Genomic DNA, 21,583 nt, shown 5'->3' on the forward strand with positions numbered 1-21,583 from the left:
GCGGATGCGGGATATCAGCCGCGAATCATGTTGCGCAGCACGAACTGCAGGATGCCGCCGTTACGGTAGTAGTCGGCTTCACCGGGGGTGTCGATGCGCACGACCGCGTCGAAGGTGACCTTCTCGCCGTTCTCCTTGGTCGCGGTGACCTTCAGGGTCTTCGGCGTGGTGCCCTCGTTGAGCTTGGTGATGCCCTCGATGTCGAACACCTCGGTGCCGTCCAGGCCCAGCGACGCGGCCGACTCACCCGCCGGGAACTGCAGCGGGATCACGCCCATGCCGATCAGGTTGGAGCGGTGGATGCGCTCGAACGACTCGGTGATGACGGCCTTGACGCCCAGCAGACGGGTGCCCTTGGCCGCCCAGTCGCGCGAGGAACCCGAGCCGTACTCCTTACCGCCCAGCACGACCAGCGGAATGCCGGCCTTCTGGTAGTTCTGCGAGGCGTCGTAGATGAACGCCTGCGGGCCGCCCTCCTGGGTGAAGTCGCGGGTGTAACCACCCGAGACGTCGTCGAGCAGCTGGTTGCGCAGCCGGATGTTGGCGAAGGTGCCACGGATCATGACCTCGTGGTTACCGCGCCGCGAGCCCAGGGAGTTGTAGTCCTTGCGCTGGACGCCGTGCGAGTCGAGGTACTGCGCGGCCGGGGTGCCCGGCTTGATCGGACCGGCCGGGGAGATGTGGTCGGTGGTGACCGAATCACCCAGCAGGGCCAGCACGCGGGCGCCCTTGATGTCCTCGACCGGGGCCGGCTCGAGTTCCATCCCGTCGAAGTACGGCGCCTTGCGGACGTAGGTGGAGTTCTCGTCCCAGGCGAAGGTGTCACCGGACGGAGTGTCGAGGTTGCGCCAGCGCTCGTCGCCCTTGAAGACGTCGGCGTAGGACTTGCGGAACATGTCCTGGCTGATCGCCGACTTGATGGTGTCGTCGATCTCCTGGGCCGAGGGCCAGATGTCGCGCAGGAACACGTCCTTGCCGTCGGTGTCCTGACCCAGCGCGTCCTTCTCGAAGTCGAAGTCCATCGTGCCCGCGAGCGCGTAGGCGATGACCAGCGGCGGCGAGGCCAGGTAGTTCATCTTCACGTCGGGGGAGATGCGGCCTTCGAAGTTGCGGTTGCCGGACAGCACCGCGGTCACCGACAGGTCGTTGTCGTTGACGGCCTTGGAGATCTCCTCCGGCAGCGGGCCGGTGTTGCCGATGCAGGTGGTGCAGCCGTAGCCACCCAGGTAGAAGCCCAGCTTCTCCAGGTAGGGCCACAGACCGGCCTTCTCGTAGTAGTCGGAGACGACCTGCGAACCCGGGGCCATGTTGGTCTTGACCCACGGCTTGCTGGACAGGCCCTTCTCCACCGCGTTGCGGGCCAGCAGCGCCGCGCCGATCATGACCGACGGGTTGGAGGTGTTGGTGCAGGAGGTGATACCCGCGACCACGACCGCGCCGTGATCGAGGATGAACTCGCCGCGATCCTCGGAAACCACCTTGACCGGCTTGGACGGACGCCCCTCGGCACCGTTGGCCGCCGAGTGGGCCGGGGTGTAGCTCTCCGTGCCCGCGCCGGCCGACACCGAGACCGGATCCGAGGCGGGGAAGGTCTCCTCGACGCCCTCGTCGAGCGCGGTGTAGTCACCGGTGACGTAGTCGGTGATGTCGGAGCGGAACGCGGCCTTCGACTCGCTGAGCAGGATGCGGTCCTGCGGGCGCTTCGGACCGGCGATCGAGGGCACCACGGTGCTCAGGTCGAGCTCGAGGTACTCCGAGTAGGCGGGCTCGTGCGCGGCGTCGTGCCACATGCCCTGTTCCTTGGCGTAGGCCTCGACCAGGGCCAGCTGCTCGTCGGAGCGGCCGGTCAAACGCAGGTAGTTGATGGTCTCCTCGTCGATCGGGAAGATCGCCGCGGTGGAGCCGAATTCGGGGCTCATGTTGCCCAGGGTGGCGCGGTTGGCCAGCGGCACCTCGGCCACACCGGCGCCGTAGAACTCGACGAACTTGCCGACCACACCGTGCTTGCGCAGCATGTCGGTGACGGTGAGCACGACGTCGGTGGCGGTCACGCCCGGCTGGATCTCACCGGTGAGCTTGAAGCCGACGACCCGCGGAATGAGCATCGAGACCGGCTGGCCCAGCATCGCGGCCTCGGCCTCGATACCGCCGACGCCCCAGCCCAGCACGCCCAGGCCGTTGACCATCGTGGTGTGCGAGTCGGTGCCGACGCAGGTGTCCGGGTAGGCCTGGCCGTTGCGGGTCATGACGGTCGGGGCCAGGTATTCGATGTTGACCTGGTGCACGATGCCGGTGCCCGGGGGGACGACCTTGAAGTCGTCGAACGCGCCCTGGCCCCAGCGCAGGAACTGGTAGCGCTCGCCGTTGCGCTGGTACTCGAGGTCGACGTTGCGCTCGAGGGCGTCGGCGCGGCCGAAGACGTCGAGGATGACCGAGTGGTCGATGACCATGTCGGCGGGGGAGAGCGGGTTGACCTTGTTCGGGTCGCCACCGAGCGCGGTGACGGCCTCACGCATGGTGGCCAGGTCGACCACACACGGCACGCCGGTGAAGTCCTGCATGATCACGCGGGCGGGGGTGAACTGGATCTCGATACTCGGCTCCGCCGACGGATCCCAGTTGGCGATGGCGCGGATGTGGTCGGCGGTGATGTTGGCGCCGTCCTCGGTGCGGAGCAGGTTCTCCGCCAGGACCTTCAGGGCGTAGGGCAGCTTCTCGGTGCCGGGCACGGCCGAGAGACGGAAGATCTCGTAGGAGTTGCTTCCGACCTCGAGGGTGCCCTTGGCGCCGAATGTATCGATACTTGTCATACGTTCAGCTCCACTCGTCGGTGTTCCGATCGGGGCGCGTGCGGGCCCCGTGGGTGGCCACCGGCGGGGCTGCGCCGGCGGCTGTCGCCGAGGACGCGTTTCGGGCTGCGCGCCTCGTACTTCCGAACTCTAACAGTACGCTTGTCCTATGAAGCATGCGGGGCACGTACGGCGCGGCGTGCCGCCATCCATGATCCCCCCGTCGCGTACTGTGCTCGAAGGCCCCGTCGGAGTCGTCGCCTCCGGTGTGCCGGCCAGGTGTGTGTGTTGATCTCGTGAATGTGTTGGACGTCCGTCGCTGGAGTCGGCGGCTCGACAAGACCGGATGGAAGATGACCGTCTCGTATGCCTCGGTTTTCACCCCTATGGCCGCGGAGCTACCGCCGGATACCGACGTCGACGCCATCGTGCTGGATCTGGCCGACAACCACGTAGCCGCGCCGAAATCCAAGGATCAGGACGAACTCGCCGAGATCGCGGATCAGGCCCGCGCACACGGCGTCGAGCTGAACATCGTGGTCGTGAAGGGGAATCCGGGCCGCGATTCGGATCTGCGCGATCTGGCGACCACGCTGGGCAAGAGTGAACACGGCACGGTCGTGGTGTTCAGTGACGACTGGATCGGCACCTACAGCGATTCGATCAACCGCGCCCGGCTGGAATGGGCCGAGGACAAGGCCAAGTACCAGGGCGGGCACACCGCGACGGCCGCGCAGATCTTCGTCGACCGGCTGGAGACGCCGGAAAAGGTGTCCTGGACCGGCGTTACCGGGGTTTTGCTGGCGGGCACCGTACTGACCATCGGGGGCCTGTACTACATCAAGTCGCGGCGTGCGTCGCGCGAGCGGGCGGCGGTGGCGGCCGACGCTCCGCCGAATCCGCCGGCTCCCTCCCAGTAGGGCCTGCCGGCGGACGTCCGCGTCGGGTCGCGGGTAATGCCCGAATGTCGCCGGAAGCTAGCCATTCACCGGGCGTGATGCCCGATTCGAGGGATACGTCTCGATTCGCGGGACGAAACTGAACGATCGGTTTGATCTGTCCCCGGAACCCCTACGGGCAGTTGGCAAATTTTCAGCAAACCGGAAATTACCCGCCTGTGATTTGCCGTCCTATGTTTCCTCTGTGAAGGAAGTGTCGTACGGTTTCCAGGTGACACTCTTGGGGAAGAAGTGTCACATGGGCCTCCAGCGTCCCTCGAGGGCAGATGGACCGTTGGTGCTCGTGCGGCGACGCCTCGACCGGTCGCCCAGCGCAGTCCTGGCGAATATCGCGCTCGCCGGGAGCCGCAGCGGGATCAGGGAGGTGTGATGCGAATATCGGCGAGGCGGCCGGGGGGTGCCGCGAAGGTCGCTGTGGCGTTGCTCTTATGCGGGATCGCGCTGGCGGTGACCGCTCCGCTGGTGGCCGCCGTACCACCGCCACCGCCGAATCCGAGTGACGGCGATATCGCCGCGGCGGGCGCGCAGGTCGATGCGGGTGTGAATCAGGTCAGTGGGCTGATCAATCAGGTTGCCACCGCCGATCAGCAGCTGGCGCAACTCGACACCGAGGTCGCCGGCAAGCGGGAGGCGGTGAACAAGGCTCTGGTCGATCTGCAGAACGCCCGCGACGCCGCCGACGCGGCCGCGGCCACCGTCGCCACCACCCAGCGCGATCTGCAGACCGCCGGGGCGCAGCTCGGGCGGGCGCAGGGCAAATTCGACGAATTCGCCGTGGACGCCTACACTCATCCGGGGTCGACGTCGATGGTGAACTATCTCGCCGGCTCCGATCCGGCCTCCGCGCTGGATCGTGCCGATCTGCTCGGCATGGCCTCGAAGAATCAGCAGGCCGCGATCGACGGCCTGCGTCGCGCACAGGTCGAACAGGCCAACCGGGATTCCGCCGCGCGCCAGGCCAAGAAGACCGCAGACGCGGCCGCGGCCGAGGCTGACCAGAAGCGCCGGCAGGCGCAGGCGGCCGTCGCCGCCGCCAAGGCCGCCCTCGACGAACAGGCGCAGAAGCGCGACGCCCTGATGGCGCAGCGGGAATCCGCCCAGCAGCAACTCGACCGGGCACGGGCCACCGTGACCGGGCTGCAGGGCCAGCGCGAGGCCTATCTGGCCTGGGATCGCCAGCGGCGGGCCGAAGTCGCGGCGGCGCAGGCGGCCGCGACGGCCGCCGCCGCCCGCGCCGCGGCCGATCAGGCCGCTCGGGATCGCGCCGCCGAACTCGGCGCCGGTAAGCGGCCGCACACCCAGCTGGACAACGCGCCGCCGCCGCGCCGATCGATGTCGACTCCCAGCCGGCCCAGCGGCAGCCGCTCCGAACTGATCGAGACAGTCGTCGACCGTGCGATGTCCCAACTCGGCGTGACCTATGCCTGGGGCGGCGGCGACGAGGACGGTCCCACCAAGGGCATTCACGACGGCGGTGTGGCCGATTCCTACGGCGACTACAACAAGGTGGGCTTCGACTGCTCCGGCCTGATGATCTACGCCTTCGCCGGTGTCGGCATCTCCCTGCCGCACTACAGCGGCTATCAGTACACGATGGGCACCCGGGTCGAGGTCGCGCAGCGCGAACGCGGTGACATGCTGTTCTGGGGCGCCAACGGTAGTGAGCACGTCGCGCTGTACCTGGGCGACGGCAAGATGATCGAGGCCCCCGAATCGGGTGACGTCGTGAAGATTTCGCCGGTACGTGAAGGTGGCATCATGCCGTACGCGGTTCGCCTGATCACCTGACGCACCGCCGAATGATCTTGGCTACCATGCGAATCGGCACACATCGTGCCGGTCCGTTCGGCACGAGCCGAGAGTTCGGCAGTAGTTGGGGTATTGATGAGGCAGATCCTGTTCTCGGCGGCGATCGCACTCGCGGTCTCGATCACCGTGACGCCGTTGCTGATCAGGTTGTTCGCACGCCGGAATCTCGGCCAGCAGATCCGCGTCGAGGGACCGCAGAGTCATCAGGCCAAACGTGGCACTCCCACCATGGGTGGCATCGCCATCGTGGCCGGGCTGTGGGCCGGATATCTGGGCTCGCACCTGATCGGCCTGCGCTACGACGCCGACGGGCCCTCGGCCTCCGGGCTGCTGGTGCTCGGCCTGGCCAGCGCGCTGGGGTTCGTCGGGTTCCTCGACGATTTCATCAAGATCCGCAAGCACCGCAATCTGGGCCTGACCGCGACGGGCAAGTACATCGGCCAGATCGGCGCTGCCGTGGTGTTCGGAATCCTCGCCCTGCGCTTTCCCGGCAGCACCGGGCTCACCCCGGCCGGCCGGCAGGTGTCCTACGTGCGGGACTGGCCCACGGTGGCCTTTCCGCTGGTGGTCTTCCTGCTGGCGGTGTGCTTCGTGGTCGTCGCCTGGTCCAACGCGGTGAACATCACCGACGGGCTGGACGGGCTGGCCGCGGGATCGATGGGTTTCGCGCTCGGGGCCTACGTCATCGTGACGTTCTGGCAGTACACCAATTCCTGTGCCGCCCACGCGCTTCCGGGCTGCTACAGCGTGCGTGACCCGCTGGATCTGGCCGTGGTCTGCGCGGCCGGTGGCGCGGCCTGCATCGGATTCCTGTGGTGGAATGCCAATCCGGCCAAGATCTTCATGGGCGATACCGGGTCGCTGGCCCTGGGCGGGCTGCTGGCCGGAATCTCGATCACCACCCGCACCGAATTGCTGATGGTGGTCGTGGGCGCGTTGTTCTTCGCCGAAATTCTGTCCGTGGCGTTGCAGATCGCGGTTTTCCGCACCACTCGCAACCGGTTGTTCAAGATGGCGCCGTTCCACCACCATTTCGAACTGGGCGGCTGGCCCGAAACCACGGTGATCATCAGATTCTGGCTGCTCGCGGGCATCGCGGCGGCGGTCGGGCTGGCCCTGTTCTACGCCGAATATCTGGCCGCGGTGGGCTGAAACCGCCGCGGCGACCGGCTGCGACACGGCAATTCGGAATCGGCGCATTCCGGACACCGTCGAGCGCCTTCCGATCCGCCTGGGAGGCCTGGCCCGCGACATTGTGCGAGCCCAGTTGCGGCAATCTTGCTCGATACCTGGAATAGTTGGGGCGGCACGCATGGAGACCGAAGCGAAAGCGGGGAGTTTGGTGACTTCGACGGACGATGTGAGCGCTGGGAGTGCGGTGAAGCAGGCGGAGGCCGCCTCGGGCACTTTGGAGCGTGACGTCGCGACCCTGGAGAAGGCGATCTACGAAGTCAAACGGGTCATCGTCGGTCAGGACCGGTTGGTCGAGCGGCTGCTCGTCGGCGTTCTGGCTCGCGGGCACGTGCTGCTCGAGGGTGTGCCCGGCATCGCCAAGACGCTGGCGGTGGAGACCTTCGCGAGGGTGGTCGGCGGCAGCTTCTCGCGCGTGCAGTTCACCCCCGACCTGGTGCCCACCGATCTCATCGGTACCCGCATCTACCGGCAGGGACGCGAGGAGTTCGACACCGAACTGGGTCCGGTCGTCGCCAACTTCGTCCTCGCCGACGAGATCAACCGCGCGCCCGCGAAGGTGCAGTCGGCACTGCTCGAGGTCATGGCCGAACGGCACGTGTCGATCGGCGGCAAGACCTACCCGATGCCCGATCCGTTCCTGGTCATGGCGACCCAGAACCCGATCGAGAGCGAGGGTGTGTACCCGCTGCCCGAGGCGCAGCGCGACCGCTTCCTGTTCAAGGTCGTCGTCGACTATCCGACGGTCGAAGAGGAGCGCGAGATCATCTACCGGATGGGTGTGACCCCGCCGGAGCCCAAGCAGATCCTGGAGCCGGCCGAACTGATCCGGCTGCAGAAGCTGGCCGCGAACACCTTCGTCCACCACGCCCTGGTCGACTACGTCGTGCGCGTCATCGCCGCGACCCGCAAACCGGCCGAATTCGGGCTCGAGGACGTCGCGGGCTGGATCGCCTACGGTGCCTCGCCGCGTGCCAGCCTCGGCATCATCGCCGCCGCCCGCGCGGTCGCGCTGATCCGCGGCCGCGATTACGTGGTGCCGCAGGATGTGGTCGAGGTCGTTCCGGATGTGCTGCGCCACCGCCTCGTGCTGTCCTACGACGCGCTCGCCGACGAGGTCAGCCCCGACGACGTGATCCGCCGGGTGCTGCAGACCGTCGGCCTGCCGCAGGTCGCCACCCAGGCCAACGCACCCGCCCCCGGCGGCCCGGCGCCGATGCCGGCCCCGGGCCCGCAGGCTGCCGCGCCGCAGCCCATGGCCCCGCATCCGGCCGGTCAGCCGCAGAACGGTCAGGGCGCCGGGCAGCCGCAGCGCCAGTGAGCGGGGCATCGGATTCGGTTGCGCCAGTGACGAACTCAGCTCACGTCCCCGCTCACCACGACAGCGCGCCGCCGTCGTTCCGGTCCGGCGATCTGCGTGATCCGCGATTGTCGGCGGCGTTGAAAACCCTCGAGCTGACGGTGCACCGCCGCCTCGACGGCGTCCTGCACGGCGATCATCTCGGCCTGATCCCCGGCCCGGGGTCCGAGCCCGGGGACGCGCGGATGTATCAGCCGGGTGACGATGTGCGCCAGATGGATTGGTCGGTCACCGCGCGCACCACCCATCCGCACGTGCGGCAGATGATCGCCGACCGGGAGCTCGAGACCTGGCTGGTGGTCGACCTGTCGGCCAGTCTGGACTTCGGCACCGCGCTGTGCCAGAAGCGCGATCTGGTGGTCGCGGCGGCCGCCGCGGTGACGCATCTGACCAGTGGCGGCGGTAACCGGATCGGCGCGGTCGTCGCCAACGGCGAACGGCTGTACCGGATTCCGGCCCGCACCGGCCGGGTGCACGCCCAGTCGCTGCTGCGCAGCATCGCCACCACCCCCCATGCGAGCGACGGCGTGCGCGGCGATCTGCGCGGCGCCATCGAGTCGCTGCGCCGGCCGCAGCGCAAACGCGGTCTGGCCGTTGTCATTTCGGACTTCCTCGGCGAGATCGACTGGCAGCGTTCGCTGCGCGCGATCTCCGGCCGTCACGATCTGCTCGGTGTGGAGATCCTGGATCCGCTGGATCTGGATCTGCCCGACGTCGGTGACGTGGTGCTCCACGATCCCGAAACCGGCCGCACCCGCGAATTCACCGTCACTCCCACCCTGCGCGCCGATTTCGGACGTGCTGCCCAGCAGCATCGCGAACAGGTCGAGGCGGCGCTGCGCAGCTGCGGCGCGCCGGTGATGACGCTGCGCACCGATCGTGACTGGATCGCCGACGTGGTCCGTTTCGTGTCCACTCGGCGCCACACCTTCGGCGCCCCGACCGGGCGGGTTCCCCGACAGTGAGTATTTCGCATTTCACGTCCGCGATCTGGCTGACGTTCCTCATCGTCGTCGTCGCGATCGCGCTGCTCTACGTGCTCGTCCAGCGGCGTCGCAAACGGCACATGCTGCGGTTCTCCAATATGGAGACCCTCGAACGCGTGGCGCCCAAACGTCCCAGCAACTGGCGGCACGCGCCGGTGGCGCTGATGCTGGTGGGCCTGGCCCTGCTGACGGTCGCCGCGGCGGGTCCGCAGGCGGCCAAGAAGGTGCCGCGCAACCGGGCCACGGTCATGCTGGTGATCGACGTGTCGCTGTCGATGGAGGCCACCGATGTGCCGCCGTCGCGGATCCAGGTCGCGAAGAAGGCCGCGACCGATTTCGTGGACGGTCTCACGCCGGGCATCAACCTGGGCTTGGTGACCTTCGCCGGTACCGCGTCGGTTCAGGTCTCCCCAACGACCAACCGGGAGGCGATGAAGGCGGCGATCAACAATATGAAGCTCGCCGAACGGACCGCCACCGGTGAGGGCATCTTCAGCGCCCTGCAGGCCATCGATACGCTCGCCTCGGTCCTGGGCGGGGCGCAGACGCCGCCCCCGGCGCGGATCGTGCTGATGTCCGACGGCAAGCAGACCGTGCCCGACGACAAGGACGTCGACAATCCCCGCCACGGCTTCGTCGCGGCGCGGGTCGCCAAGCAGAAGGGCGTCCCGGTCTCGACCATCTCCTTCGGCACCACGTGGGGTTCGGTCGAGATCCCGGATCAGGACGGCAAGGGCTCCCAGCGCGTCCGGGTACCGGTCGACGACGACTCCTTGCGCGAGATCGCCAAGATCTCCGGCGGAGACTTCTACACCGCCTCCACGCTGGAAGAACTCAGCGCCGTCTACGACACCCTGGACAAGCAGATCGGCTACGAGATGCAGATGGGTGATGCCAGCCGGCCGTGGTTGCTGCTGGGTCTGCTGCTGACCGCTGCGGGTGTGGTGAGCGGTTTGGTCTATCGTCAACGCCTGCCATAAACGGGTACCGCGCAACCCGGCCACGACAGTCGAACTCGAACAGATAGGTTGACATTCATGTCGAACTTCACTTCCCGATCGGTCCTGGTGACCGGTGGCAACCGCGGTATCGGTCTCGCGGTGGCCCAGCGGCTGGCCGCCGACGGGCACAAGGTTGCCGTCACCCATCGTGGATCGGGCGCGCCGGAAGGTCTTCTGGGCGTGAAATGCGATGTGACGGACTCGGATTCGATCGATTCGGCCTTCAGCGAGATCGAGGCCAAGCAGGGCGCGGTCGAGGTGCTGGTGGCCAACGCCGGCATCGTCGACAACACCCTGCTCATGCGGATGAGCGAGGAGCAGTTCACCCGGGTCATCGACGCCAACCTCACCGGCGCGTGGCGCTGCGCCAAGCGCGCCAACCGGGCGATGCTGCGGGCCCGCTTCGGCCGCATCATCTTCCTGGGCTCGGTCGTGGGCCAGATGGGCGGCCCCGGCCAGGTGAACTACGCGGCGGCCAAGGCCGGACTGGTCGGCATGGCGCGCGCGATCACCCGCGAGATCGGCTCACGCAACATCACCGCCAATGTGGTGGCGCCCGGTTTCATCGACACCGATATGACTCGGGAGGAGATGACCGAGGACATGCGCGAGATGGCGCTGAAGGTCATTCCCGCGGGCCGCATCGGCCAGCCCGAGGAAGTCGCGGCGGCGATCAGCTTCCTGGCCTCCGACGACGCGTCCTACATCAGCGGTGCGATCCTGCCGGTCGACGGCGGCATGGGCATGGGCCACTGAGCCAGCGGCCCCGAGCCTGTCGACTTCCCATCCGAGTTTCCCCGAGGAGAATTCACCACCCATGAGCGGAATCCTGGACGGTAAAACCGTCCTGATCACCGGCATCATCACCGATTCGTCGATCGCCTTCCACGCCGCCAAGGTGGCTCAGGAGCAGGGCGCGAAGGTGATCATCACCGGTATCCCCGAGCGGCTGCGCCTGATCGACCGCATCGCCAAGCGCCTGCCCCAGGAAATCGCGCCCGCGATCGGCCTCGACGTCACCAACGAGGAGGACCTGGCCGGTCTCGCCGACAAGGTGCGCGAACTCGCGCCCGAAGGCATCGACGGCGTGCTGCACTCCATCGCCTTCGCCCCGCGCACCCTGATGGGTCCCGACGCGCTGCCGTTCCTCGACGGCCCGGGCGCCGACGCCGCCAAGGCGTTCGAGATCTCCGCGTGGAGCTACGCCTCGCTGGCGCGCGCGGTGCTGCCCGCGATGAACGAGGGCGGCTCGATCGTGGGCATGGACTTCGACCCGCGCACCGCGATGCCGTTCTACAACTGGATGGGTGTGGCGAAGGCCGCGCTGGAGTCGGTGAACCGCTACGTGGCGCGAGAGGTGGGCGAGGCCAAGCGTGTTCGCTCCAACCTGGTCGCCGCGGGCCCGATCAAAACCCTCGCCGCCAAGGCGATCGCCGGCACCGCCACCGACGATGCCAAGCAGCTGAACATGCTCAACACCTACTGGGACGGCGCCTCGCCGATCGGCTGGGACGTCGACGATCCGACCGTGGTCGCCAAGTCGATCGTCACCCTGCTCTCGGACTGGCTGCCCGGCACCACCGGTTCGATCATCTACGTCGACGGCGGCGCCAGCCACAACACCTGGTTCCCGGAGAACTGGTCGGCCAACTGAGAGCCTGGAGGTAATCAGCCGTGACCGGGACCGTCGACGCACTGCTCCTGCTGTCCTTCGGCGGTCCCGAACGCCCCGAGGACGTGATGCCGTTCCTGGAGAACGTCACTCGGGGCAGGGGCGTACCGCGGGAACGCCTCGACGAGGTGGCCCAGCACTATCTGCACTTCGGTGGCGTCTCGCCGATCAACGCGCTCAACCGCGAGCTGATCGCCGCGATCGAGGCCGAATTCGCCGCACGGGCAGTGGATCTGCCGGTGTACTTCGGAAACCGCAACTGGTATCCGATGGTCGAGGAGACCGTCGCCACCATGCGCGCCGACGGCATCGGCCACGCACTGGTGTTCCCGACCTCGGCGTGGGGCGGCTACTCCGGTTGCCGCCAGTACGACGAGGACATCGAGCGTGCCCGCGCGGCCGTCGACGGGGCGCCGGAACTGACCAAGCTGCGGCAGTACTTCGATCATCCGCTGCTGATCGACTCCTTCGCCGACGCCGTGCGCGCGGCGGTGGCGGGCCTGCCGGCCGAAGTGCGCGATCGGGCCCGGCTGGTGTTCACCGCCCATTCGATCCCGGTCGCCGCCGACGTCGCGGCCGGACCGCCCGCCGACGGTGGTCACCTCTACAGCCGCCAGGTCGCCGAGGCGGCCCGATTGTGCGCTGCGGCAACGGGTTTCGACGACTTCGACGTCGTGTGGCAGTCGCGGTCCGGACCGCCGCAGGTGCCGTGGCTGGAGCCCGATATCGTCGATCATCTGGAAGCGCTGTCCGGCAAGGGTGTCGAGGCCGTCGTGGTGTGCCCGGTCGGATTCGTCTCCGATCACCTCGAGGTCGTCTGGGACCTGGACAACGAGGCCGCCGAGAAGGCCGCCGAACTCGGTATGGCTTTCGCCCGCGCCGCCACCCCCGGCCCGGATCCGCGCTTCGCCCGGATGGTCGCCGAACTGGTCGGCGAACATCTCGACGGGAACGAGCCACGGCGCTTGGGCGCGGTGCCCGGGTACGGTTGCACCCGTAACGGGGCGATCTGCGCACCCGGATGCTGTGAACCCGTGCGTCGCCGAAAGTAACCGCCGCCGAGCGGGTATGCCCTCGGTATGAACGTGCGAAAGGTGGCGGTGGGGCGATGACGCGGTTCTTCCTCTTCGGTCTGCTCACGGTGGCGGTGGTCGTCCTGGGCGTGATCGCGGCGATCGGTTCGTGGGCCTGGTGGATACTCGCCGTCGCAGCGGGATCGCTCGTTCTGGTCGGCGCCTACGATCTGGCGCAGCGCCGGCATTCGATCCTGCGCAACTATCCCTTGCTGGGGCATATGCGCTACCTGCTCGAAAGTATCCGGCCCGAACTGCAGCAGTACTTCATCGAGCGGAATTTCGACGGCCGCCCCTTCGACCGCGACGTGCGGACAATGATCTACGAGCGCGCCAAGGGAATTCACGGCGAACTGTCTTACGGCACCGAGCGCGATATCGAAGCGGTCGGATACGAATTCCTCGTCCATTCGGTGGCCGCGCTTCCCGAGCCGGAGCAGGCCCCGCGCGTGCTGATCGGCGGCCCGGACTGCCGGCAACCCTATGCCATGTCGCTGCTGAACGTCTCGGCGATGAGTTTCGGCGCACTGTCGGGGAATGCGCTGCGCGCGTTGAACATCGGCGCCGCCCGCGGCGGTTTCGCCCACGACACCGGTGAGGGCGGGCTGACTCCGTTCCATCTGGAGGGCGGTGCGGATCTGGTGTGGGAGATCGGATCGGCGTACTTCGGCACCCGCACCCGCGACGGTCGCTTCGATCCGGACCAGTTCGCCGAGAAGGCCGGCTACGAACAGGTGAAGGCGATCTCGGTGAAATTGAGCCAGGGCGCGAAACCCGGACTCGGCGGGGTCCTGCCGGCCGCGAAGGTGAGCGAGGAGATCGCCCGCTATCGCGGGGTGCCGGCACACGAGAAATGTGTCAGCCCGCCTTCGCATTCGGAATTCCACACCCCGCGCGAATTGATTCGCTTCCTCGTCCGCCTGCGTGAACTGTCCGGCGGCAAGCCCGTCGGGTTCAAGCTGTGCGTCGGTTCGCGCACGGATGTCCTCGCGATCTGCAAGGCGATGATCGCCGAGGGCACCGCACCCGATTTCATCGTCGTCGACGGCGCCGAAGGCGGTACGGCGGCCGCGCCGCTGGAATACGAGGACCATGTCGGCCTGCCGCTGACCGACGGTCTGATGACCGTGCACAACGCACTCGTCGGAACCGGTCTGCGGGACCGGATCCGGCTGGGCGCCAGCGGAAAGGTGGCCACCGGCACCGATATCGTCAAGCGATTGGTGCAGGGCGCGGACTTCACCAATGCCGCGCGGGCGATGATGATGGCGGTCGGATGCATCCAGTCCCAGCGCTGCCACACCAATCAGTGCCCGGTCGGCGTCGCGACCCAGGATCCGCGGCGAGCGCGTGCCCTCGACGTCGCCGACAAGGCCGAGCGGGTGCAGCGGTATCAGGAGGCCACGGTGCGCCAGGCGATGCAGATGATGGCCTCGATGGGTGTGCACGACCCCGCCGAACTGGATACCCATATGCTGCGGAAGAAGGTGGCGCCCAACGAGATCCGGTCGTACGCCGAACTGTACGAATGGCTGGCGCCCGGGGAGCTGCTCGTCCATCCGCCGGCGAGCTGGCGCGCCGATTGGGAGGCCGCCGACCCGGATTCGTTCCGTCCGGTCGCGCCGGCCCAGCCGGTCCGGGCGCGGTGATCAGAAGTCGAGGGCGGGCACCCGCGCGTACACACCGGGAAATCCGGGTTCGGCCGAACCCTTACCCCACGAGGTGACGCCGGCGACCTTGCCGTCGATCAACAGTGGTCCGCCGCTGTCGAATTCAGCGGTGTCGGCGGCGGGGGAGCCCGCGCACAGCGCCTCGCCCGGATCGAATTCGGCGCCGTAGGCGACCGCGCAGGCCGCATCGGACACCAGCGGCACCGTCGCCGCTCGCAGCACGCTGTTGGACTGGTCGTCCTCGGAGGTGGCGCCCCAGCCGACCACCGTCGCCGTAGCTCCCTGTGGCGCCGCGACGGCCACGGTCGGCAGGGCGACCGGTGCGCTGAGCACCAGGACGGCGACACCGTGGTGATAGCTCAGATCCGTGCCGAACAGCGAGACCCGGAAAGCCGGGTCGATCCGGACATCGGCGATTCCGACGGTGACCCCGCCGTGCCCGGCCACATCGGTGCGGCCGAAGGTCACCGTCGTCCCCGGCAGCATGTGGGCCAGGGCGCCGCAGTGCGCGGCGGTGAGTACCCGGTCCGGGGCGATCAGGGCGCCGGCGCAGAACTGACCGCCCGGCCTCGTCGCATAGGCGGGCGTGCCGATGGCCGCGAGCCACGGATAGTCGGCGGCGCTGACCGGGACACCGCCGACCACGGCCTGCGCTGCCGTCGTCGGCACCAGAGCGCAGGCGAGCGCGGCGGCGACGGCGCCCGCCGCCCGGCGCGGGGAAATCTTCATGACCACCTCGATGCTGTATGACCTGCCCGCCGAAAGTTCTACCGTACGACCATGACGAGGTGGAGCGAATTCGCCGAGGGGGAGACGGTGGTGCGCAAGCTCTGAGCTCGTCTGGCCGGTCGCCGACGTTTCGCGCGGTAACTGGCCTGCGATCAGCTAATTCACCGCTATTGTGCGGAGGTGGACATCGCGCTGGAGTGGGACCAGCATCCGGGAACGGGTTTGCGGCTGGCCGCCGAACTGGCGGGCCGCACCGGGTTGCCCCTGCTCGAAGATATGTCCGTCGCCGACGGCACCGCCGATCTGCTGGGCGTGATCGCGGCCCGCGGTGGCGGTGAACTGCTGGGCTGGGCGGAATTGCGCGATGCCGGGCTGGGCGAGGCGTGGGTGCAGGCGGTGTCCGCGCAGCGCCTCGTGCATTCGCTGCATCTGGGCCGCGCCGACGAGTCCGAACCGCAGGCGGCGGAAACCGAGATGGTCTGCCGCCTGACCGCCGAGGCCGTGCGCCGGGCCACCGCCGGCGGATACCGGGTGTTGCGCTGGCAGGGCACCGATATCGGGCCCTCGGGCCGGGCGGCCGTCGAACTGGGAGCGCGGCGGGTCGACGAATACGCGCGGCTGTGGGAGCTGGATCTCACCCGGCCGCCCGCACCGGACACCACCGCGCCCCTGCGGCGGCTGGTGCACACCCTCGCCGAATCGGCCGACCCGCCGGGCCGGGTGCTGCTCACGACCGTGCTCTCGGCCCGCTCGGCGACGGAACCGATCACCACGATCACGACCTTCGCCGGTGGCGCCGAGGCCTACATCAGCGCCGAGGAGGGGTTCGCCCACCGCGAGGCCGACGCCGATCTGCTGACCGCGGCGTTCGGTGCGGTCGTGGCCGAATTGCGGGCCGTCATGCCCGATATCACCGTGCTGCGGGTGTTCGAATTCGACGACGAGGCGCTGCGCGCGGCCCTGGCCCGGATCGGCATGCGAGTCTGCGGGCGCTACAACGACTACGAACTGAACCTGCCCGAGCCGCGCACCGGAGAGGCCGCGACCTAACGCGGGCCGGCCGCCGCGTTCACCGCGGCCAGACGGGCCGCGCGCAGGGCGTTCCACAGCGGTCGCAGCAGTGTCTCCTGGGCCTGTACAGCGCTCGCCGAACTGGGAGAGGACGGGGCCGTCTGCTGGGCCACGGTGAGGATCGCGGCCACATGGTCGGCCGAATCGAGGATGCGGCGAGCCCGCAGCGGCGCCGAGTCGGGGTAGATGTGGCGCGAGCAGGCGGCCAATTCGGCCTCGATCAATTCGCGCGGATCGTCGTCACCGCCGATCGCGGTGGTGTGCAACCGCATCAGGGCTTCCGCGGCCTCGCGCACCGCCTCGCGCATCGCGTATTCGGCCTCGCCGAGCGCCATATCCGGTGCCGGGACCGGAACCGGGGTGTGGAAGACCGTCCACTGCAGCGATTCCTCGTCGGTCCACTGCGGCACCAGCGCCACACCCTCGCCGCCGGGTACGCCGGCGATCACGCCCTCCTCGGCATCCATTGCCGCCGTGGCGAATTCGGTGCCCGCCGGCAATCCGCGCGCATCGCCCGGCACGGGCAGCACCAGCCGCATCCGGGCCCCCGGCTCGGCCATCGCCTCGCGAATGACCTTGAGCAGGACCATGATTCCGGTGCCGGCCTCCAACGGCTCGGCCGAGGGCCACGGCAGTCCCGTCCGTCCGCCGGTCAGCGGGTCACCGGCGGCGACACTGTGCTGCGGAGACCAGGCGCGCAACGCGTCCAGCACGTCGTCGGGCGCGCTGCGGCCCGCCAGCCACGAGCCCGCCCACACCGTCAGCGTGGCACTGGGAGAACACATGGTTCGAGGATAGTGGTGCCGCGGCAATCCCGTGGGCACTGGTGCAGCTATCGTGCGCGTCGGGGTTGCCGCGGCGGGCAGCCTCAATCCCGCGAAAAGGCAGCGGCGGCAGCCATTTCGAGGTCGAGATACGGCTTACCACTCACATCCTCGACGACCTGGTGCATGACTCCGCCGGTGAACGGGAAGGGCGCGTGGTAGCGCGGCGATACCGACTGGCCGCCGTCGCGACCGACCCGGACGCCCTCGCCGACGCCGGAGAACACGGTCGGCTGGGTCCGCATATCGTCGAGCGAACCCACCGGGTTCTCGTCGATGTAGAGGACCGCCTCCCCGGTCGGGGTGAAATTGTCCGGCCGCGTGCCCTTCCGTTCGTAGCGCATGCCCAGGATGTGGTCACCGAGCGGCACCGGGCGGTCGGAGACCATCACCTGTTCCTCCTCGCCGAGGAAGTTGTAGACGTAGTACAGATGTCCGTCCTGCAGGAACAGCGTGTGACCGCCGAGGCGCCCGCCGTGGGCGAACAGCACGCCCTCGGCGCCGGGACTGGTGATGGTCGTCTCGGCGAGCAAGGCGAAGGACCGGCCGCGAATCTCCAGCGCGGCCCCCGGCCCCACCTCGGCGATGCCGGGATAGTAGACGGCGGTGTCCCGGGTCTTGGCGTACGTCGGCCGGTCGCGCAGCATCACCGACACGATGTCGAGATCGTAGAGCGGCAGACCGTTGTACTTCTCGGCTTCGGCGAACCACAGCGCCTTCAATTCCTCCAGCTTCTCGGGATGCGTGCCGGCCAGGTCGTGCATCTGGCTGCGGTCCTCTTCGATATGGAACAACTCCCACCGGTCGCTGTCGAAATGCCCCCAGCCCGAGGGGCACGCCGCGTGCACCGCGTCGGCGAACCATCCCCGGTGCCAGATGCCGCGGGTGCCGAGCATCGAATAGAACTGGGTGTGCTTGCCGGAGTCGGCGTTCGGATCGTCGAGCAGGGCCCGGAAGCTGACCCCTTCCAGCGGGCGCTGCGCCACGTTCTTCACCGTGTCCGGGGGCGTGATGCCGAGCAGGTCGTAGACCGTCGGGGTGATATCGCAGACGTTGAGGTAGTGGTGGCGCAGTTCGCCGCGGGCGGCGATTCCCGCCGGCCAGGAGAGCAGACAGGCGTCGGCGATGCCGCCCTCGTGAGAGGCGTACCGTTTGTACAGCTTGTACGGGGTGTTGAAGGCCATCGCCCACCCGATGCTGTAGTGGTTGTAGGTGGTCGGCGACCCCAACTCGTCGAGTTTGGCCAGGCTGTCCTCGATCGTGTCGACATAGCCGTTGAAGAATTTCATCTCGTTGGCCGACCCGTTCGGACCGCCCTCACCGCTGGCCCCGTTGTCGGAGAAAGCGACGATGATCGTATTGTCCAGCTGCCCGCTCTCCTCGAGATAATCGAGAACCCGCCCGATCTGGGCATCGGTGTAGGACAGGAAGCCGGCGAATACCTCCGCCTGGCGACGGAACAGTCGTTTCTCGTCCTCCGACAGCGAATCCCATGCGCGCACCGTGTCCTGCAGCGGCCAGGGCTCGCCGTTGCTCCCGGTGGCGTCCGCGTACGGGTTCATCGGAGACAGTTCGGTGTCCTCCGGGATCAATCCCATGCGCTTCTGGTTGTCCAGCACGATCTCGCGGTACTTCTCGTATCCCATGTCGAATCGGCCGCGGTACTTGTCGGCCCATTCCCGCGGCACATGATGGGGCGCGTGACCGCACCCGGGACACAGGTACATGAACCACGGTTTGTCCGGTGCGATGACCTTGGTGTCGCGAATGAACTCGATCGACTTGTCGGCCAGATCTTTCGACAGGTGATATCCGTCCTCCGGCGAGTACGGCGGCGTGACCGGGTGATTGTCGTAGACCAGGTTGGGATACCACTGGTCGGCCTCGCCGCCGAGGAATCCGTAGAACCGCTCGAATCCGCGCCCCAGCGGCCAATGACGTTTCGACGCCGCCAGGTTGTTTTCCTCGAGCGGAGTCATATGCCATTTGCCGACGGCGTAGGTATTCCATCCGCGCTCGGTGAGGACCTCCGAACACAGGGCGGTGTCGTCGGGAATCCGGCCGCTCATACTCGGAAAACCGTCGGTGAACTCCTCGATGGTCGCCATTCCGACGGATGTCGGATTCCTACCGGTGAGCAGCGAAGCGCGCGTCGGGGAGCACAGCGCGGTCGTGTGGAACTGGGTGAATTGGATTCCGTGGTCGGCGATTCGCTGCATATTCGGCATCTCGACCAGCCCGCCGTAGCAATCCCAGGTGGCGATTCCGATGTCGTCCCAGACCAGATACAGCACATTGGGCGCGCCGCGGGGTGCGGTCGGTTCCGCGAACGGCTTCCAGTCGGCGACGGAATCACGAATGTCGAGCGCGATATGTCCTTCGAATTTCTCGGCCACCATCCACCTCCGGACGGAGAGTCATCGGATCACTGTCGATCCGGTCCGGGGCCGCCCCCGCACGTGTCCATCCGTGGGTCGTCGGGGCGCGGCCTCGATGCCTGCTGGATACTCTCGAACTCGTACGAACGGCCGAGAGTCGATAGGGACTGCCGTGCGACGGCCACTCGTCCGGTTCGCGAAAGGCGTCCGGATATGGCTGGTCACACCCTGTGCGCCCATAAATGGTACCGGGCGGAGGGGTGCCGGAGGTGGGTAAAAGGAGAAAGAGGCGGCACGGACACCGGCCGCCCCGATCAGGCTTGATGGACGGTCCGGCCGCGCCCGAACATCCTGCCCAGACCCCGCTTGGGTGCGGCGGGCTGCGTGCCACCGACCGGCTGGGAGGCGGTGTGCGGTGCGTCCGCGGTAGGGGCGGGGCCGTAGTAGATGGGAGCGTCGCGGCGGGTGCCGTCGAGTTCCCGGCGGGCGGCGCTCGCACGGCGGGCGTTGCGGCGGGTGCCGGCAAGCAGCAGGCTCAGCCCCGCCATGCCGACCGCGCCGACGATGATGCCGTAGAGGAACAGCGTCCCGGTGGAGCCGGTGAAGTGATAGCCGAAGGCCGTGAAATTGCCGTTCACCGCATGGCTTGCGCCGGTGTTGACGACGACACCGACGACGCCGGCTACCACTGCGGCGATGAGAATGACGAGCCCGAGAATGACGATCATGGCGATTCCTTTCCTGCGATCGGAATGCCGCGCGGGATTCGCCCCAAACCTCCGCGAGATTCCGGATATCACCGGTGGCCGGATCGTCGGCGGTGCGGCGGACGCGGCTATTGCCGGTAGGTGGACAGAAAGCGGCCGATCCGCTCGATGATGGCCTCCAGTTCGTCGGCGTGCGGCAGGGTGGTGATCCGGAAATGGTCGGGAGTGGGCCAGTTGAAGCCGGTGCCCTGCACGATGTGCAGCTTTTCCTGCAGCAGAAGATCGAGCACGAATTGTTCGTCGTCGTGAATGGCGTAGACGCGCGAATCGATGCGCGGGAACGCGTACAGGGCGCCCTTGGGTTTCACGCAGGTGATGCCCGGGATGGCGGTGAGCGCCTCCCAGGCGCGGTCGCGCTGTTCGCGCAGGCGCCCGCCCGGCAGCGTCAGGTCGTGAATGCTCTGGTGCCCGCCGAGCGCGGCCTGAATCGCTTGCTGCGCAGGGACATTCGCGCACAGCCGCAGCCCCGCGAGCATGGTGAGGCCCTCGAGGTAGTTCTCCGCGTGGCCGGTGGGACCGGAGACGACGAGCCAGCCGCCGCGCAGGCCCGCGCAGCGATAGGCCTTGGACAGGCCCGAGAAGGTCAGGCACAGCAGGTCGGGCGCCAGCGCGGCGATCGAGGTGTGGGTGAGGCCGTCGTAGTAGATCTTGTCGTAGATCTCGTCGGCGAAGACCACCAGATTGTGGCGGCGGGCGATGTCGAGGATCTCCCGCAGCACCTCGGGCGGGTAGACGGCGCCGGTGGGATTGTTCGGGTTGATGAGCACGAGGGCGCGGGTGCGGTCGGTGATCTTGGCCGAGATGTCGGACGCATCCGGATACCAGTCGGCGCCCTCGTCGCAGATGTAGTGCACCGGCCGGCCGCCGTTGAGTGTCGTCGCCGCCGTCCACAGCGGGAAATCCGGTGCGGGAACGAGCACTTCGTCACCGTTTTCCAGAAGCGCCGTGAGCGCCATCATGATCAGCTCGGAGACACCGTTACCGAGAAAGACGTCCTCGACGTCGAGGTCGGGGACGCCGAGGGTCTGGTAGTACTGCACCACCGCGCGCCGCGCGGGCAAGAGACCTTTCGAGGACGAGTAGCCGGTCGAGGCGGGCAACGTGCGGACGATGTCCTGCAGGATCTCCGCGGGCGCCTCGAAGCCGAACGGCAACGGGTTGCCGGTGTTGAGTTTGACGACGTGATGGCCCTCGGCTTCCAGTCGCGCGGCCTGCTCGGCGACCGGGCCGCGAATCTCGTACGAGACTCCCATCAGTTTGCTGGACTGGTTGACCTGCATGAACATCCCCTTCCGGCGTGTAGG

General features: G+C 67.9%; 17 protein-coding genes. 11 read left to right on the plus strand and 6 right to left on the minus strand.

Annotation, left to right across the window (positions count from 1 at the left end; all coding sequences use genetic code 11):
• Window positions 1-14: 14 nt before the first annotated feature.
• Entirely contained in the window at window positions 15-2,810 is a 2,796-nt protein-coding gene (acnA, locus tag A5789_RS31950) for an aconitate hydratase AcnA (protein ID WP_063013992.1), read from the minus strand.
• Between the two features lie 275 nt (window positions 2,811-3,085).
• Here acnA and A5789_RS31955 point away from each other — a divergent pair, with 275 nt between their 5' ends.
• The 10 genes from A5789_RS31955 to A5789_RS32000 all read left to right on the plus strand — a co-directional run bounded on the left by A5789_RS31955 (window position 3,086) and on the right by A5789_RS32000 (window position 14,489).
• Window positions 3,086-3,709 (plus strand): DUF6676 family protein, encoded by a 624-nt coding sequence (locus A5789_RS31955; RefSeq protein WP_227462788.1) that lies wholly within the window; start codon window positions 3,086-3,088, stop codon window positions 3,707-3,709.
• A 408-nt stretch (window positions 3,710-4,117) separates the two neighbouring features.
• Window positions 4,118-5,536, plus strand: a complete 1,419-nt coding sequence (locus A5789_RS31960) for an NlpC/P60 family protein (RefSeq protein WP_064904885.1) — start codon at window positions 4,118-4,120, stop codon at window positions 5,534-5,536.
• 96 nt (window positions 5,537-5,632) lie between these two features.
• Complete coding sequence (mraY, locus tag A5789_RS31965; protein ID WP_063019638.1) at window positions 5,633-6,709, plus strand: phospho-N-acetylmuramoyl-pentapeptide-transferase; 1,077 nt, start codon at window positions 5,633-5,635, stop codon at window positions 6,707-6,709.
• Between the two features lie 190 nt (window positions 6,710-6,899).
• Window positions 6,900-8,069 (plus strand): AAA family ATPase, encoded by a 1,170-nt coding sequence (locus A5789_RS31970; protein ID WP_369817546.1) that lies wholly within the window; start codon window positions 6,900-6,902, stop codon window positions 8,067-8,069.
• A gap of 26 nt (window positions 8,070-8,095) precedes the next feature.
• Window positions 8,096-9,073: a DUF58 domain-containing protein gene (locus A5789_RS31975; protein ID WP_064904748.1), complete on the plus strand. Its 978-nt coding sequence runs from the start codon at window positions 8,096-8,098 to the stop codon at window positions 9,071-9,073.
• Window positions 9,070-10,074: a VWA domain-containing protein gene (locus A5789_RS31980; protein ID WP_064904746.1), complete on the plus strand. Its 1,005-nt coding sequence runs from the start codon at window positions 9,070-9,072 to the stop codon at window positions 10,072-10,074. Before A5789_RS31975 ends, A5789_RS31980 begins: the two co-directional genes overlap by 4 nt.
• A gap of 57 nt (window positions 10,075-10,131) precedes the next feature.
• Window positions 10,132-10,851 carry a 3-oxoacyl-ACP reductase FabG1 gene (gene fabG1 / locus A5789_RS31985; protein ID WP_063015016.1) on the plus strand — a complete coding sequence of 240 codons (720 nt, stop codon included), beginning with the start codon at window positions 10,132-10,134 and terminating at the stop codon, window positions 10,849-10,851.
• Between the two features lie 61 nt (window positions 10,852-10,912).
• Window positions 10,913-11,749, plus strand: a complete 837-nt coding sequence (inhA, locus tag A5789_RS31990; RefSeq protein ID WP_030514528.1) for an NADH-dependent enoyl-ACP reductase InhA — start codon at window positions 10,913-10,915, stop codon at window positions 11,747-11,749.
• 20 nt (window positions 11,750-11,769) lie between these two features.
• Window positions 11,770-12,819: a ferrochelatase gene (locus A5789_RS31995; protein ID WP_064904744.1), complete on the plus strand. Its 1,050-nt coding sequence runs from the start codon at window positions 11,770-11,772 to the stop codon at window positions 12,817-12,819.
• Between the two features lie 56 nt (window positions 12,820-12,875).
• The gene (locus A5789_RS32000) at window positions 12,876-14,489 is read left to right on the plus strand and encodes an FMN-binding glutamate synthase family protein (protein ID WP_063015019.1); all 1,614 of its coding nucleotides are present in this window, start codon (window positions 12,876-12,878) and stop codon (window positions 14,487-14,489) included.
• Here the strand turns inward: A5789_RS32000 and A5789_RS32005 are convergent, their stop codons facing one another.
• Complete coding sequence (locus A5789_RS32005) at window positions 14,490-15,239, minus strand: trypsin-like serine protease (protein WP_063015021.1); 750 nt, start codon at window positions 15,237-15,239, stop codon at window positions 14,490-14,492. It abuts the gene before it with no gap.
• A 180-nt stretch (window positions 15,240-15,419) separates the two neighbouring features.
• Here A5789_RS32005 and A5789_RS32010 point away from each other — a divergent pair, with 180 nt between their 5' ends.
• Window positions 15,420-16,289 (plus strand): hypothetical protein, encoded by an 870-nt coding sequence (locus tag A5789_RS32010; RefSeq protein WP_064904742.1) that lies wholly within the window; start codon window positions 15,420-15,422, stop codon window positions 16,287-16,289.
• Here A5789_RS32010 and A5789_RS32015 read toward each other — a convergent pair.
• The 4 genes from A5789_RS32015 to A5789_RS32030 form a co-directional block, all read right to left on the minus strand.
• Complete coding sequence (locus tag A5789_RS32015) at window positions 16,286-17,095, minus strand: hypothetical protein (RefSeq protein WP_063015025.1); 810 nt, start codon at window positions 17,093-17,095, stop codon at window positions 16,286-16,288. The two genes, A5789_RS32010 and A5789_RS32015, sit on opposite strands and share 4 nt — an antisense overlap.
• Window positions 17,096-17,178: 83 nt before the next feature.
• Entirely contained in the window at window positions 17,179-19,533 is a 2,355-nt protein-coding gene (locus A5789_RS32020) for an arylsulfatase (protein WP_063015027.1), read from the minus strand.
• A gap of 293 nt (window positions 19,534-19,826) precedes the next feature.
• Window positions 19,827-20,240 carry a hypothetical protein gene (locus A5789_RS32025; protein ID WP_051755651.1) on the minus strand — a complete coding sequence of 138 codons (414 nt, stop codon included), beginning with the start codon at window positions 20,238-20,240 and terminating at the stop codon, window positions 19,827-19,829.
• Between the two features lie 107 nt (window positions 20,241-20,347).
• Entirely contained in the window at window positions 20,348-21,559 is a 1,212-nt protein-coding gene (locus tag A5789_RS32030) for a pyridoxal phosphate-dependent aminotransferase (protein ID WP_063015106.1), read from the minus strand.
• Window positions 21,560-21,583: the final 24 nt, after the last annotated feature.

The organism is Nocardia sp. 852002-51101_SCH5132738, assembly GCF_001665695.1.
GTDB classification, from domain to species: Bacteria; Actinomycetota; Actinomycetes; order Mycobacteriales; family Mycobacteriaceae; genus Nocardia; species Nocardia nova.